The 14,501-nt window shown below is 65.7% G+C and carries 11 protein-coding genes; 5 read left to right on the top strand and 6 right to left on the bottom strand.

Features of this window, described 5'->3' with window-relative positions; genetic code table 11:
- Positions 1 to 22: 22 nt before the first annotated feature.
- Positions 23 to 1,255, bottom strand: a complete 1,233-nt coding sequence (locus FYB76_RS07915; protein WP_154133285.1) for a type II toxin-antitoxin system HipA family toxin — start codon at positions 1,253 to 1,255, stop codon at positions 23 to 25.
- A 1-nt stretch (position 1,256) separates the two neighbouring features.
- Positions 1,257 to 1,562, bottom strand: a complete 306-nt coding sequence (locus FYB76_RS07910) for a helix-turn-helix domain-containing protein (protein WP_154133284.1) — start codon at positions 1,560 to 1,562, stop codon at positions 1,257 to 1,259.
- 144 nt (positions 1,563 to 1,706) lie between these two features.
- Between FYB76_RS07910 and FYB76_RS07905 the strand changes: the two genes are divergently transcribed.
- From FYB76_RS07905 to FYB76_RS07890, 4 genes are all read left to right on the top strand, one after another.
- The gene (locus tag FYB76_RS07905) at positions 1,707 to 2,231 is read left to right on the top strand and encodes a sigma-70 family RNA polymerase sigma factor (RefSeq protein WP_154133283.1); all 525 of its coding nucleotides are present in this window, start codon (positions 1,707 to 1,709) and stop codon (positions 2,229 to 2,231) included.
- A gap of 46 nt (positions 2,232 to 2,277) precedes the next feature.
- Positions 2,278 to 3,297, top strand: a complete 1,020-nt coding sequence (locus FYB76_RS07900; RefSeq protein ID WP_154133282.1) for a FecR domain-containing protein — start codon at positions 2,278 to 2,280, stop codon at positions 3,295 to 3,297.
- 82 nt (positions 3,298 to 3,379) lie between these two features.
- Positions 3,380 to 5,815 carry a TonB-dependent siderophore receptor gene (locus tag FYB76_RS07895; RefSeq protein WP_154133281.1) on the top strand — a complete coding sequence of 812 codons (2,436 nt, stop codon included), beginning with the start codon at positions 3,380 to 3,382 and terminating at the stop codon, positions 5,813 to 5,815.
- Positions 5,816 to 5,839: 24 nt separating this feature from the next.
- A complete protein-coding gene (locus FYB76_RS07890) occupies positions 5,840 to 6,367 on the top strand; it encodes an RNA polymerase factor sigma-70 (RefSeq protein WP_154133280.1) in 528 nt (175 codons plus the stop codon).
- On the opposite strand, the gene FYB76_RS07885 is transcribed toward FYB76_RS07890, so the two are convergent.
- Positions 6,309 to 7,607, bottom strand: a complete 1,299-nt coding sequence (locus FYB76_RS07885; protein ID WP_154133279.1) for a PepSY domain-containing protein — start codon at positions 7,605 to 7,607, stop codon at positions 6,309 to 6,311. The two genes, FYB76_RS07890 and FYB76_RS07885, sit on opposite strands and share 59 nt — an antisense overlap.
- On the bottom strand, positions 7,601 to 9,796 hold the full coding sequence (locus FYB76_RS07880; protein WP_370516322.1) for a TonB-dependent siderophore receptor: 2,196 nt from the start codon (positions 9,794 to 9,796) through the stop codon (positions 7,601 to 7,603). The genes FYB76_RS07885 and FYB76_RS07880 overlap by 7 nt, the downstream gene beginning before the upstream one ends.
- 306 nt (positions 9,797 to 10,102) lie before the next feature.
- On the opposite strand from FYB76_RS07880, the gene FYB76_RS07875 reads away from it, so the two are divergent.
- On the top strand, positions 10,103 to 10,402 hold the full coding sequence (locus tag FYB76_RS07875) for a hypothetical protein (RefSeq protein WP_088754480.1): 300 nt from the start codon (positions 10,103 to 10,105) through the stop codon (positions 10,400 to 10,402).
- Between the two features lie 73 nt (positions 10,403 to 10,475).
- On the opposite strand, the gene FYB76_RS07870 is transcribed toward FYB76_RS07875, so the two are convergent.
- Together FYB76_RS07870 and FYB76_RS07865 are read right to left on the bottom strand one after the other, a co-directional pair.
- A complete protein-coding gene (locus FYB76_RS07870; protein ID WP_154133277.1) occupies positions 10,476 to 12,983 on the bottom strand; it encodes an EAL domain-containing protein in 2,508 nt (835 codons plus the stop codon).
- A gap of 222 nt (positions 12,984 to 13,205) precedes the next feature.
- Positions 13,206 to 14,387, bottom strand: a complete 1,182-nt coding sequence (locus FYB76_RS07865) for an acyl-CoA dehydrogenase family protein (protein ID WP_154133276.1) — start codon at positions 14,385 to 14,387, stop codon at positions 13,206 to 13,208.
- Positions 14,388 to 14,501 lie beyond the last annotated feature (114 nt).

Raw genomic sequence — 14,501 nt, 5'->3', positions numbered from 1 at the left:
GACGTGCTGACGCTACCAAGGATTACCGGCCAGGATCAATGCAGCTCTCCAGCAGGTGCAGGTCGGTCCGGCTCACACCGCATTGGGCAAAGAGGCTACGCCAGCCTGCAACCGTTGCGCGCACCTCCTCGATGATCTTCTGCGCTTCCGGCGGTTTGAGCAGGAAACGATGACATTGCGAGAGGGCGTTGGCAGTCGTGCTGGCAGCCCCATGGGCGCCTACGCCGATGGATTGGGGCAGGTAGGCCGCATCGAGGTGCGGCAGCAGGTCGAACGCCGGAGAGAGGCGATAGCGACCACTTGCATCGCGCAGCAGTGCGTGATTGCGCATGTGATCGTCCACATTCCCGATGAAAATGTTGAAGACCATGCGCCGAAACAGCTCCGGGGCATCTTGGGCGGCGTGATCATCGAGCGGACGCAGGGCCTCGGCGATGCCTGCATAGGAATAGCGGGTCCGATAGTGCTCTGCGCCGACTTCATCGATGTCGATGAGGCTGTTGGCGCTGAGATAGTGAAGGCGTCGTCCATCGTCGGTGCGGTCAAAGCGGGCCAGCAAAAGCAGCGAGCGGCTGCCCAGCATCACCAGCTCGAAGTCCGGCACGTCAATGCCTGCAAGGTGCGCCAGGCGCAGCGTGGCGTATTCCACCGTGGGCACGTCGAAGCGGTCGTCCAGCCGGCTGAACTTGGCTATGGTCTCCCTTCCTTCGTGCAGCACGACCGTCTTCGGCCTGACCCCACCCAGGCTGGCGCCCGGGAAAAAGAGACGCAGGGCTTCTTCGTCCAGTTCGCTGTCAGCGTCTGCAGTGAGTGCCTCGATCGCTTGTGCCTGCCGCTCGTCCAGCCTGGACAAGGGTTCAGGCGGGTTGCCCGGTATCGGCAAAACAGAATGGTGTTCGGAGAATCCCAGGCAACCCGACCCGAATTGCCAACAATGGACGAACCAGTCGACCGGCGTCTCGGGCTGCGGGCGGCCATACTGGCGATTGATGCTGCTGGTCAGCCGCACTCCCCAGGCATTCGGCCCGGCATCGGAGAGCACCCCGAACGAGCCGTCACGACGTCGGCGCACCGCGTGCAAATCGGTCTGGAGAGGCAAGTGGACCGGATCGAGTGCGAATGCGTCAGGGCGTGTCACGTAATGCTTGCCGTAGCCCAGCTTGCCGTCCCCATTGGTGTCAAGTGCAAAACCGGCGACCGGGCGGGGCGCGTCCGGATTGGAACAATCGAAGACAGTGCAGGCCGTTTGTCGCATGTCAGAAATCCTGATCGACTACAGGTGATGGCGCAGCGCGCAAGTGCCGCGGCACTTCCGGGCGACTGACCAGCAATTCGATATCCGACAGCTCTTGCAAGGCCTCCAGTACGGCCAGCAAGCCACCGATGGAAACACCAGGGTCACCCAGCTCCAGCCTGCCCAAGGTCGAGCGGTGGATGCGGGTAATTTGTTCCAATTGCGACAACGACAACTTGCGCGCTTTGCGAGCGCGGCGGATGCGCTGTCCCAACTGGTCCAGCGTGTTGCGTACTGCCTCGGTAAGGAAGTCGTGTCCTTGGCGCATATATGCATCATATGTTTGATAATGATGTATTTATACATCATTAATTGGACTGCTACAAACTAGCTTGCTTTTCAGACCGTTGTCAAACTTCACCTGCAACATTAAAATGAGAATTATTATTATCTAGAAGCCTCACTAACCCCCATGCCCGTCCCGCATCCTGCCGACGCCCAGCGCATCGACTCGCTCTACCGCGAGCATCATGGCTGGCTGCAGCAGTGGCTGCGACGCAGGCTGGGCAGCAGCTGCGATGCCGCCGACCTGGCCCACGATACCTTCCTGCGGGTGCTGGGCAAGCCGCAAGTGCTGGCCGACCTGCGCGAACCGCGCGCCTGGCTGACCCGGATCGCGCAGGGCCTGGTGGTGGACAAGGTTCGGCGCGACGAAGTCGAACGCGCCTGCATGGAGGCCATCTCCCACCTGCCGATGCCCGAAGTAATCTCGCCCGAGGCCAGGATGCTGCTGGTGGAAGCACTGGCCACCATCGACGCCATGCTCGAAGGCCTGGGGGCCAAGCCGCGCGAGGCTTTCCTGATGTCCCGCCTGGATGACCTGGGCTACGCCGAGATCGCCCAACGCATGGGAGTATCGCTGAGCAGCGTCGAAAAATACATGGCGGCGGCCATCCGCCATTGCTACCTGATGCGACAAGCCTGGCAGTCGCGCTGAAGCGCCCCCGCTCTCGCTGCTGCCCGCCGATATGCCCGCTCATCGCATGCCTTCCGTCCCGCCTGATCCCGTACTGGAACAAGCCATCGCCTGGCTGGTACAGCTGCGCGCGCAGCCTTCCGGAGTCGCACCGGATCCCGCCTTGCAAGTCCGTATCGATGCCTGGCGCGCAGCAGATGGCCGTCACGAAACGGTGTGGTCCGAGCTGATGGCGGCGGAAGCCCAGTTCCAGCGGCTGGTGGCGCTGCCGGTCGCGCCCGCGCAATGGCAGCAACCGCTGGCGGCGCTCAATGGCTCACGCAGCCGCCGCCAGGCGCGCCGTCGCTGGCTGGGCGGGGTGGCGCTGGGCCTGGGCAGCGTAGCCCTGGCCGGCTTTGCCGCGCGCCAGGCCGGTCTGTTCGACCGTGTCGCCGGCCAGCGCTACGCCACCGGGACCGGCGAGCAACGCCGGGTGGTGCTGGGCGACGGCACGCAACTGGCCCTCAACACCGCGACCGATGTGCGCCTGCAGTTCGATGCGCAGCAGCGCCTGATCGCGCTGGAGCAAGGCGAGATCTTCATCGAGACCGGCCGCGATGCACTTTCGCCCCTGCATCGTCCGTTGCTGGTGCAGACCGCCCAGGCTCGCCTGCAGGCGCTGGGCACGCGCTTTGCGGTGCGCCAGCAAGAGGGCGTGACCCGCCTGAGCGTGCTGGAAGGAAGGGTAGCCGTCGACCCGGGGCAGGGCGCGCGCACCGTGATCGTCCCCGGTGAAACGGTGGACATCGATGCGCATGGCCAGCTGCGGCGCCAGGCCATTCCCGCTGCCAACATGGACCCAACGGCCTGGCTCGGGGGCACGCTGGTGGCGCGCGACATGCGGCTGGGCGACGTGGTAGCCGAGATGGCGCGGTATCGCCACGGTTGGCTCCAATGCGAGGACAGCGTGGCTTCCTTGAAGGTGTCGGGCGTGTTCCAGCTGCGCGATGGCGATGCGGCGCTGGAGTCACTGGCGCAAGCGCTGCCGGTGCGTATCGAGCAGCGCACCCGCTTCTGGGTCCGGGTGGCGGCGCAACACAGCCAATAAGAATTTTCTGGCGGGGATTACGGGTTTTGCGGGCCTGCTTCGGCATACCTCATGAGACCAGTGAATTTTCTTGCCAACCGCCATGCCCGCCCTCATCCCGCCGCGACTGCACGCCGACCGCCTGCGCCGCCCCCGCCTTGTGCTCGGGCTGCTGCTGGCGCTTGCCGTGCCGGGCTGCGCCGGATTCGCCTGGGCGCAGGAGGCGCGGCCAGCGCATCGCCACTACCAGCTCAGCGCCGGGCCCCTGGACGAGGCCCTGAACCGGTTCGCCCGGCTGGCTGGCATCACGCTCTCCTATGCGCCGGACATGGTGCAGGGACGAACCGCCCCCGCGCTCGACGCCGACCTGGCCGTGGAAGAGGCCCTGGCGCAGCTGCTGGCCGGATCCGGCCTGCGGGCGGTGCGCACGCCGGGCGGCGGCTATGGCCTGCAATGGCAGGGGCCTGCGCGTTCCGGCAATGACGGCATCCCCGAGCAAGAGCAGCGCCTGAAGCAGGTCGTCATCGTCGGCCGTCCCGACGGTCAGGCATTGCACGAGGGGCCGCCGGACCATGCCGCCACCCACGCCCGGACCGGGACCCGCACCGATACGCCGCTGCTGGACATCCCGCAATCGCTCTCGGTAGTCACCCGCGAGGAGATGGACGCACGCGGTGCCGCCAGCGTCATGGACGCGCTGCGCTACCTGCCGGGGGCCAACACCCAGACCCATGGCGTGGATCCACGTGGCTACGACTACTTCAACCTGCGCGGCTTCATCAATGCCCAGAACACCAGCAACTATCTCAACGGCCTGCGGCAGCTGGTGGCGGGGTTCGGCATGTTTCGCACCGAATCCTACGCACTGGAGCGGGTCGAGGTGCTGCGCGGCGCGGCCTCGGCCACCGTCGGCCAGGCTGATCCGGGCGGGGTGGTCAATCGCATCAGCAAGCTGGCCGGGGAAGGGTCGCCCAATGAACTGGCGCTCTCGGCGGGTACCTTCAACATGCGCCAGCTGGCCGCTGACCTCAGCGGCACGATCGATGAAGACGGCCAGGCGCAGGCGCGCCTGGTGGCCCTGGTGCGCGACAGCGATACCCAGTTCCGCTATGGCAATGGCCGCGCCGTGCAGAACGACCGCCTCTATCTGGCGCCCTCGCTCAAGCTGCGCCTGGGCCGCGACACCAGCCTCATCTTGCTGGCCGACTACCTCAAGGACCGCAACGGCAGCAGCCGCTGGACCGCCGTCGCTGCCGACGGCCGCCTCACCCACATGCTGGTGGGCGACCCCGGCATCGACCGCCAGCGCGGCGAGCAATGGTCGCTGGGGTGGCAGCTGGCGCATCGCCTGGATGACCGCTGGCAGCTGCTGCAGGATTTCCGCCAGGCCGGTTTGCGTTCGCAGTATTCGGTGCTCAATCCGGTCAGCCTGAGCGGCCGCGTGCTTACGCGCATGGCGGCGCGTTATGACACGCAGATGGAGAGCAGCCAGCTCGATACGCGCCTGCAAGGCCAGCTGCAGCAGGGTGCGGCTGAACATACCGTGGTACTGGGACTGGACCTGACCCGCATGCACCAGGCCGAGCAACGTTATCGGGGCGACGCGCCCAGCCTGGACCTGGACGCACCGGTCTATGGCCTGCCCGTCGCGATGGCCTCGCAAGCGGTGGCGCGCTTGGAGGAGGACCTGCATCAGACCGGCCTGTACCTGCAGGACCAGATCCGTCACGGCGCGCTGGTCTGGACGCTGGGCAGCCGCTACGACCGCGTCACCGACACCAACCGCAACCTGGGCACCGCAGTGCGCACCGACACGCGTGCCCATGCATTGAGCCATCGCGCCGGATTGTCGTGGAAGCTGTTGCCGTCGCTGGTGCCGTACCTGAGCGTGAGCACCTCATTCCTGCCGCAGCCGGGGCAGGATGTGGCCGGCCGGCCGTTCTCCCCCAGCCGCAGCCGCCAGATCGAGGCCGGCATCAAGTTCCAGCCCGAGCCGCAGCGGGCGCTCTACAGCGCCGCGCTGTTCCAGATCACCAAGGATCATGTCCTCACCAGCGATCCGCAGAACACCAATTTCTCGGTTGACCAGGGCCAGGTGCGTTCGCGCGGCCTGGAGCTGGAGGCGCGCGGTGCGCTGTGGCCCGGACTGAACCTGCTGGCTGCCTATACCTGGACGCAGGCCATCAACACCGCCCATGCCGATGCGTCGCTGCTGGGCAAGATGCCGATGCTGGTGCCGCGCCATGCCGCCAGCCTGTGGCTGGACTACACGCCCGGCGACAGCTTGCCCGGCTTGGGCATGGGCGCGGGTGCACGCTATACGGGTGCCAGTTACGCCAATGCCGACAACAGCGTGCGCAACGCTGCCACGGTGCTGTTGGACGCGATGCTGCGCCTGGACCGGGGCCATTGGCGCTATGCCTTCAACGTCAGCAACCTGGCCAACCGCCGCACCACGTCCTGCCTGGCCGAGCCGACGCTGACCTGTTTCTGGGCCGAGGAGCGCACCGCCGTGCTCAGTGCCCGCTATCGCTGGTAGTACTTCACGAGGAGACCCGGACGCATGCATCACGGCACCGCCCCCACCGGCCTGCAACAGCACTTCATCGGCCAGCGCCAGCGCCTGCGGGATGCCGCCCAGCGCATCCTGGGATGTCCGCATCGCGCCGACGACGTGGTGCAGGACGCCTACCTCAAGATCGGCGAGGTGCAGCAACAGGAAAGCGGCGCCATCCGCCAGCCGCAAGCCTACTTGATGCGCATCGTGCGCAACCTGGCCATTGATCGTCATCGCCGCTGCCGCTTTGAAAGCGATGTCTTTGCCGACGAAGAAGCCGGTGAAGACATCCATGAAGAAGCCCACGGCCCCGAGGCCATCGCCATCAGCCGCCAGACCCTGGCACTGGTGAGCCGGGCGCTGGACGGCTTGCCCGCCCGGACCCGGCGCGCCTTCGAACTGTATCGCCTGGCCGGGCTGAGCCAGCGCGAGATCGCAGCCGAACTGGGCATCTCGGTCACGCTGGTCAACTTCCTCATCCGCGATGCCCTGGCAAGCTGCCGCCAGTGCCTCGCGCTGGCATCGCCGCGCTGACCGGACGGACGGCGCGCGCTGCCCGTTTCTTCCACCAGATGATGATGCCGGTCACGGTCAGCACGCTCACCAGCACGCCCAGCACGGCCAGGAAGATGCGCCAGGGCAGGCCGAACACCTGGCCCATGTGCAGGGCGCCGATCCAGTTGCTGAAGGTATTGCCGCTGCGGTCGCCCTGCGGCAGCCAGTGGCCGCGGATGTCACCGGTGGCGGGATCGATCAGCAGGCCGGTGTTGCCGGTATCGCTGCGGATGTCTGCATTGCTGTGGACCATGTATGCATACAAGCCCCGGCGGCGATCCATACTAAGTTTTTCTTCGAAGTCGACGGTCAGGCCACGTTCCTGCGCGAAGCGGGCCATGGCCGCACGTGCCATGGCATGGGCCTGGGGCCAATCCAGCGGCGGCCGCGCCAGCGGTTTGGGCAGCGGTGCGGTGCCGCGCCAGCTGGTATCGAACGGCAGGATCTGCGACATCACCGGCAGATAGATCTGGTCACGCAGGTTGAACATCACGCTGGACCAGGCAATGAGCAGCAGCATCACCCACAGCCACAGTCCGCAGGCACGATGCAGGTCGAGATTGATGCGATAAAAACCGGCATGCCACTTGATGAGCCAGGCCGGTTTCCATTTCACCAGGAAGGGCCGCGCGCGCGGCCAGGTGAGGATCATGCCGACGAAACAATCCAGGCTCCACAGCAGTGCCACGATGCCCATGAGCAGTGCACCCGGCACGCGCGGCAGGGCCATCGAGTGATGCACCTTGAACAGGAAGGGCATCAGCTGCGCGGGCCGCAGGCTGATCGCGTTGCGGTCCCGCACACCCTGTATCGTGCCATCGTAGGGGTTGGCGAAGACCTCGTCATAGCTGAGCCGGTAGGGCTTGCCGCTGGCCGGATCCAGCGCCGGTTCCGCGAGGAAGCGTACGGTTCGCCCCGGCTGCGCACGCAAGATCAGCTGGTTGACCTGCGCCTGCGGTCCCAGCGCCTGTTCGACCCTTGCGCGCAACTGGTAGGGATCGAGCGTCGTCGTGGCCGGCTGGCCTGGCAGCGGCTGCGCCAGGTGCAGCTCGGGGGCCAGCCAGGTATCGAGCTCCTCCTCGAAACTGAGCAGGCTGCCGGTCAGGCAGGCCACCACCAGGAAGAAGGCGATGGCCAGCCCGGTCCAGCGATGCAGCAGGACCAGGTGCGGACGGCGTGGCGCAAAGCGGCACACCCAGGCGCACAGCGTGCTTACCATCGCGTGGTCAGCTGCACGAGGCCGGTGCGGCGTGCGCCGTACTCGCAGAGTTCCGAGCAGAAGGCGTAGACGCGATCGGTCACGTTGTTGAGCTTGAAGGCCAGTTCGACGTTGCGCCAGTCCGCATTGATGCGTCCCAGGTCCAGGCGTGCGCCGAAGTCCAGCAGCGTGACCGAAGGCACCTCAAAGGTGTTGAGCGCATTGCCATAGGCGCGGCCGATGTAGCGTACGCCCGCCGACACATGGGTGCCGGCCAGCGTGCCGCGCTGGAAGGCATAGTCCGCCAGCACGCCGGCATTGTGCCTGGCCGCACCGGGCAAGGCCTTGCCCTGGGTGTCGGTGCTGCTGCTGGTGGCGTTGTTGCTGGTGACCTTGGCGTTGGTATAGCTGTAGCTGGAGGTCAGGCTGAGGCCCTCGCTGAGGGACACCTTGCCTTCCAACTCCACGCCCTTGGAGCGGGCCGCACCGGTCTGAACCGAGTAGCCCGCATGGGCCAGGTCGGTGGTGGCCACGTTCTGGCGGCGCAGGTCGAAGACCGCCAGCGTGAAGAGCGCATTGGTATTGACGGGTGCGTATTTCACGCCGGCTTCGTATTGCTTGGCGCGCTCGGGCTTGAGCATGGCGCCGCCGAAACTGGTGCCGGTGGTGGGGGTAAAGGATTCGGTATAGCTCAGGTAGGGCGAGACGCCATTGGCCAACTCATGCACCAGCCCCAGGTTGCGCGTGTTGGCGCGGTCGCTGCGGTCGGTCTGGGTGCGTGCGATGGCGTTGCTGACGGTCTGTTGCGAGCGGTCGTGGCGCACGCCCGCCGAGACGAACCAGCGTTCGGCGATCTTCAGCTGGTCCTGCAGGTAGAAGCCGAGCTGGTCATCCACCGTGCGCAGATTGTAGTTCTCGGGCACGGCCGGGAGCGTGCCATAGCTGGTGGTGTAAATGTTGGAGAGCACATAGCCGGCCAGCGTGTTGGGGCTGACGTAGCCACGCACGGTACCAGCGGTGTGATGGAAGTCCACACCGATCAACACCTTGTGCTTCACGGCACCGGTGCTGAAGTCGGCCTGCAGCTGGTTGTCGGCGGTGAAGGTGTCGGACTCGGTACCCAGGCGCCAGCGCTGCAGGGCGGCGGTCGCCGACTGCGTCGCCGGGTAGAAGGCGGCGAAGCGCATGCTGTTGCGGGTGCCGTTGTAATCCGTATAGCGCAGGTTCTGGCGCATGCTCCACACCTCGTTGAACTGATGCGAGAACTGCGAGCTGAGCGACCAGTTTTCGTAGCGCTCGCCATTGTCGGCGCTGCGACCCACTGCCGTGCTGGTCGGGATCTGCCCGTTGCGATTGGCCGTGACCGTGCCGCTGGCGGGGAAGACGTTGTTGGACAAGCCCTCGCTGCGCTGGTATTCGAAGCGGCCGGTCCATTCGGTGCGGTCGGACGGGCGCCACGTGATGGACGGTGCCAGGAACAGGCGACGATCCACCGTGCCATCGACCTGGGTACCGGCATCGCGAGCCAGCCCGGTGATGCGATAGGACCAGACGCCAGCTTCATCGAGTGCGCCGCCGAAGTCGCCGGCCACCTGCTTGCGATCAAAACTGCCGACCTGCACCTGCAATTCACGCAGGGTGGTGGTGGTCGGCTTCTTGGAGACCACGTTGATCAGCCCGCCCGGCGCGTTCTGCCCGAACATCACCGAGGCCGGTCCATGCAGCAGCTCGATGCGTTCCAGTCCGTAGGGTTCCGGCGCATAGCGGCTATAGCTGGCGTTGGAGGCCGTGAGCGTGCCGTCGCGGTAGAGCGAGCCGCCATTGTTGATGGGGAAGCCGCGCAGCAGCGAGGCCGTTTCGGAAATGGCGAAGGCGCCATTGGAGACCTGGATGCCGCTGCTGTAGCCGAGCGCCTCCGAGACCGACCGCGCCTGCTGGGTGGCGATCTGGTCGGCCGTGACCACCGAGATGGATTGCGGTGTTTCGGTGATGGGGGTATCGGTCTTGGTCGCCGTGGCACTGCGCTTGGCCACGAAGCCGTGGACCGGGCCGGTAGCCTGTTCTTCCTGCCCGGCCGTGATGGTGACCTGGGGCAGCGCGGTGTCGGTGGTGGTCTGCGCCCAGGCGGGGGCAGCAGCGGGCAGGCCCAGCAAGGCCAGGCGCAGCGCCTGCACCATCAGCCGGGGACGTGCAACAGGAGAGGGAAGCACAGCGCAGGCGTGCGGGGAAGTGCGGCAGGTTTTTCTTGTCGTCATGGTCGGAAGCGTGGTCGCAATGAGGGATTGCCAGCGGCGCTGGCACGAGCCGGAGGGCCCGCTTCCTGGATGACGAATGAGACGTGTTCTTGTTTAAAACAAGCGATGCTGCGATGGGAAAATCACGGCGCGCCGATTGCGCGAGGCCCGCTTTTCATCGCCCGGGAATGCCCGCTGCTTGTCGGTGTTGAAATCAGGAAACGCCTGATGGCGAGGTCGCCAGCACCGTCCTATCTTGGTCTGCATGACAAGGAGGCAGACATGTGTACCAATGCCATGAGCATCGCGCGGCGTCACCTGGGCATCATCGTGCGACTGTGTGAGATGTCCGAACAGGACCAGCCCACCGGCGAGCTGGTGCGCGCCACGGTCCGCAATTGCCTGCTGGCCATGCAGGCGGCCGGGACCGAACCGATGGAGGCGGCCGAGATCATCGAACAATTGCTGCAGCATGAACTGGCGGCCTTGCCTGCAGAGCGCGCCAAGTGCCGCGAGTTGCTCGAGGCGGCGCACCTGCATGCAGAATACCTGACCGTGGCGGAGCGTCGCGCTACCCATTGATGGAAGCGGGGCGCGAATACCTGCTTTTTACGCGCCTCTTTTTTGTACCTCTTTTTGCGCCTTCTTTCACGCCTCAATCCAGGCCTTCAAACTGCTCCGCCGGCACCGGCCTTCCAAACAGATACCCCTGGTAGCGCGTGCAACCCAGCGCCGCCAGGAACTGCTGTTGCTCGCGGGTTTCCACACCCTCGGCAATGACCTCCAGCCCCAGTGCATCGCCCAGCGTGATGACGCTCTTGGCGATGGCGACGTCACTGGGCGCAAACAGGAGTTCGCGCACGAAGGACTGGTCGATCTTGAGCTGGTCGATGGGCAGCTTCTTGAGCAGGGACAGCGACGAATAGCCGGTCCCGAAATCATCCAGCGACAAGGCCAGGCCGTGATGCTTCAGTTCCAGCATCTTGTCGATGGTGGCCTGCACGTCATCGACCATGGCCGACTCGGTCAGCTCCAGCTTGAGGTGGCAGGGATCGGCACCGGTCGCCTTGAGCGTGTCCAGGATGCATGGCACGAAGTCCGGCTGGCGTACCTGCACGGCGCTGACGTTGACGGCGATGACTACCGGTTGCCGTCGTCCCGGACGATTCCAGCGCACCGCCTGACGGCAGGCCTGCTCGAAGACCCAGTGACCCAGTGGCAGGATCAGCCCCGAGGCCTCGGCCACCGGGATGAAGATGCCCGGCGAGACGCTGCCACGGAAAGGACTGTTCCAGCGCGCCAGGGCTTCCACCCCGATCAGCCGTCCGGCCTGGTCGCGCTGGGGCTGGTAGTGCAACTGGAATTGGCTGCTGCCGATGGCGCGCCGCAGGTCGCTTTCCAGCCCGGTGCGGAAATGCAGTGCCTGTTCCATCTGCTGGTCGAACACGCAGCAGGTATTGCGGCCTTTCTGCTTGGCGGCATACATGGCCAGGTCGCCCCGGCGCAGCAGGTCTTCCACGCTGGCACCATCCCCTTGCATGAGGGTGACACCGACCGAGCAGGTGGCAAAGTGACTCAGGCCGTTCAGGTCAAAACGCTGCTCCATGGCCGCGACGATGCGCTGGCCGAACTGCAGCGCGGCGTCTTGCACCACCTCGCTGCCAGCCTGCGGCTGCTCGCACAGCACCACGAACTCGTCGCCGCCCAGGCGCGCCACCAGGCCCTCCCCAGCCAGTTCCTTCAAACGCGCGGCGATCAGGCAGAGCAGGCGGTCGCCGATGGAATGGCCCAGGGCATCGTTGAGATCCTTGAAGTTGTCCATGTCGATGAAGAACAGCGCGGCCGCATGCCCCTGGCTGCTGGCAGCGCCGATCTTGTCGAGCAGCAGGCGGCGGTTGGGCAAGCCGGTCAGCGGATCGTAGAAGGCCAGCTGCCGGGTTTCCTCCTGCAAGCGCTTCTGGCTGCTGATATCGACCTGGGTACCCACATAGTGGCTGATACGGCCGTTCGGATCGGCTACGGCCGTGAGGGTCACCACGGCGCAGAAGGTGGCACCGTCCTTGCGCCATACCCGCAGTTCTCCTTGCCATTTGCCATCGCGCTGTACCAGCGCCCATAGCCTGGTGCGGAAATCCTCGCTTTCCTCGTCGCGCTGGCAGGGCGGCAAGCCGCCTTCAGGCAGCTCGTGCAGCCGATACCCCGTCAGTTCGGTGAAGGCTGCGTTGGCGTCCAGTACCTTGCGCCGGGCATCCATGACCCAGATGGCTTCGGAGGAATGGAAGGCGGCCGCCGCGATGCGCAGCGAGATTTCGCTCTCCTGCAGCCGGGCGGTACGGCGTGCCACTTCACGTTTGAGGTAGGCGGCAATGAGCAGGGCGCAGGCCAGCAGGAACAGGGCAGCTCCCAGCAGCCACCAGACATAGGCCGGGATGCTGCTGTTGCCGCGCCCCCATTTGCGCAGGATGTCGAAGTAGATGGATCCCGGATCGGCCTGCCATTGGGACAGCGTGCGATCGATGGCGGCCAGGATCTCGGGGGGCTGCTGCCGTCCGCTGACGAAGAACAGCTTGACCGGCTGGAACACGATGCTGGTGTCGGCCAGCTTGTAGCGGTCTGCCAGCATGTCGCCAGCTTGCTGGCTGGCAATGATGCCATCAATCTCGCCTGCCGAGGCCATCCGGAACCCGGCCTCGATATTGTGCAGCGGCACCAGCTGGACCTTGATGCCGGAGTTCTCGACCAGGTTGCGGAAGTAATTGGCCTGGACCGAGTTCTCCAGCAGGCCGATCTTCTTGTCCTTGAGATCGAAGACCGAATTGATGGCCACCGAGCGGTTGCGATAGAGGATGGACCAGCTGTAGAGCGCCGGCACCGCCGGGAATTGCAGCACCTTGGCACGCTGCTCATTCCAGGCCACGTCGGGCAACAAGTCGAGCTGGCCGCTTTCCACCTGTTGCAGGCAGGCCTGCCATTCGCAGGGGACGAAGCGCAGCTGCCAGTGTTCGCGTTCGGCGATCAGGCGGATCAGGTCGATGTGCAGGCCGGTGGCCGTGCCTTCGCCGTCGAAAAAGATCTTGGGGGGATTCTGGTAGACCCCGACCGTGAGGAGCTTTGCAGGGGGAGAGGCGGAGTTGGGAGTCGCTGTCTGTGCGCAGGCCGCCATCGAGCTGCAACAGATGAGCAGCCATAGCAGCGCTCGTGAGAGCCTGGTGCGCAAGCGCCTCGAACGGCGCGCCGATGCCGTCCTGTCCCCTGTCGCAGCCAGAATGGGTACTGGAATCTTCATGTTGCCTGCGCCTGTCCCTGATTGGTTTTTTGTCTACTTTATAGGACATCCAACCAAATGGAAACCTTTATCGGCGCAGGCCACCCCTGCGAGGTGCGATCAGAAGAAGCCCTGGGTCGGCAGCCTCACCTGGTTCACGCTCAGGTTGCCCAGGGCGTAGGCCTTGTGCGAGGTGGGGTTGTGGGTGGAGATGGTGCGGATGTTGCGCCAGTGGCGATCCAGGTTGAACTGGGTCAGCGTGGCCGAGGCCCCGGCGATATCGAACAGCGCCGTGGCTGCGTGATGGGCGATGCGGTCCACCGTGATCTTGGCGCGGGCGGCAGCGGCGGCCGCATCTTGGAGGCGATCATCGGCGTCGGCCGCATTGGCCTTCAGGGCGGCGTAGGCGCGGTCGGCTTCGGCGGCGGCGGCCAGTACCACGGCGCGGGTGGCGAAGGCGTCGGCATCGCGCTCGCCGAGGGCAGTCAGGAGGATCGGATCCTGTGCGGCCGAGGGCGTGGGGGCGTAGTAGTAGTTGCGCTTGCGCTTGCCCAGCAGGGCAGCGCCGTCACGGGCCACGGCGCTGACCACGCCGGCGATCACCGAGGTCAGGAAGAGCTGGGCGATGGTCGAACCGAAGACGGCCTGGCGTACCGGCACCTGGTCCGGCAGGACCACTTCATCGGCGGCCACCACCACGTTTTCGAAGACGGTCGTGCCACTGCCCGTCAGGCGCTGGCCCATGCCGAACCAGTCGTCGACGGTCTGCACGCCTTCGCGTTGGCGCGGCAGCAGGACCACCGCGCGGCGGCCATCTTCCACCGACACGGTCACATGCAGCCAGTCGGCGAAGAGCGAGCCGGTGGAGTAGAACTTCTGGCCGTTGAGGACGTAGTGATCGCCCTGGCGCACCAGGCGCGTGGCCAGCGGTGCATTGCCACCGATCTGGGGCTGGCCCAGCTCGGTGTGGGAGGCCCCGACCAGATCACCGGCGCGCACGCGTTCGCGCAGGCGCTGCACGCCGGCGTGCTGCAGGGGCGCATTGAGCAGGCGTTCGAGGGCGACGTGGTGATTGCGCCAGATGTGGGCCACGTTGGGATCAGCCGCACCCAGCTGGATGGCCGTGGCTAGCGTTTCGACGAAGGTGGCGCCGCCACCGCCGTAGTCGGCGTCCAGGCGGCCGGCACCGAAACCGGTGGCCTTGATCTCGGCGATCACGTCAAAGGGTTGTTCGCGCTGGGCATCGCGCTGGGCAGCGCCATCGGCGATACGTTGCAGGAGGTCGGGAGGGATTTTGCTCATGAGGTCATGTCCGGTGTCGGCCTTGCGGCGGATGGCAAGGATGCGGACATCATAGGGTCACGAGGCGCAGGACCAAACTGCGAATTTCTTCTTAGCTTGCGCGGGTGGCGCATA

The organism is Herbaspirillum sp. CAH-3 (assembly GCF_009668275.1).
Lineage (GTDB): Bacteria > Pseudomonadota > Gammaproteobacteria > Burkholderiales > Burkholderiaceae_D > Herbaspirillum > Herbaspirillum aquaticum.
Note: the sequence above shows the minus strand (reverse complement) of the source record. Positions and strands in the feature narration are given on the sequence as shown.

Bases quoted from the DNA above. Each gene is read 5' to 3' on its own strand.
- FYB76_RS07915 (WP_154133285.1), bottom strand. From the start codon at position 1,255: ATGCGACAAACGGCCTGCACTGTCTTCGATTGTTCCAATCCGGACGCG.
- FYB76_RS07910 (WP_154133284.1), bottom strand. From the start codon at position 1,562: ATGCGCCAAGGACACGACTTCCTTACCGAGGCAGTACGCAACACGCTG.
- FYB76_RS07905 (WP_154133283.1), top strand. From the start codon at position 1,707: ATGCCCGTCCCGCATCCTGCCGACGCCCAGCGCATCGACTCGCTCTAC.
- FYB76_RS07900 (WP_154133282.1), top strand. From the start codon at position 2,278: ATGCCTTCCGTCCCGCCTGATCCCGTACTGGAACAAGCCATCGCCTGG.
- FYB76_RS07895 (WP_154133281.1), top strand. From the start codon at position 3,380: ATGCCCGCCCTCATCCCGCCGCGACTGCACGCCGACCGCCTGCGCCGC.
- FYB76_RS07890 (WP_154133280.1), top strand. From the start codon at position 5,840: ATGCATCACGGCACCGCCCCCACCGGCCTGCAACAGCACTTCATCGGC.
- FYB76_RS07885 (WP_154133279.1), bottom strand. From the start codon at position 7,607: ATGGTAAGCACGCTGTGCGCCTGGGTGTGCCGCTTTGCGCCACGCCGT.
- FYB76_RS07875 (WP_088754480.1), top strand. From the start codon at position 10,103: ATGTGTACCAATGCCATGAGCATCGCGCGGCGTCACCTGGGCATCATC.
- FYB76_RS07870 (WP_154133277.1), bottom strand. From the start codon at position 12,983: ATGGCGGCCTGCGCACAGACAGCGACTCCCAACTCCGCCTCTCCCCCT.
- FYB76_RS07865 (WP_154133276.1), bottom strand. From the start codon at position 14,387: ATGAGCAAAATCCCTCCCGACCTCCTGCAACGTATCGCCGATGGCGCT.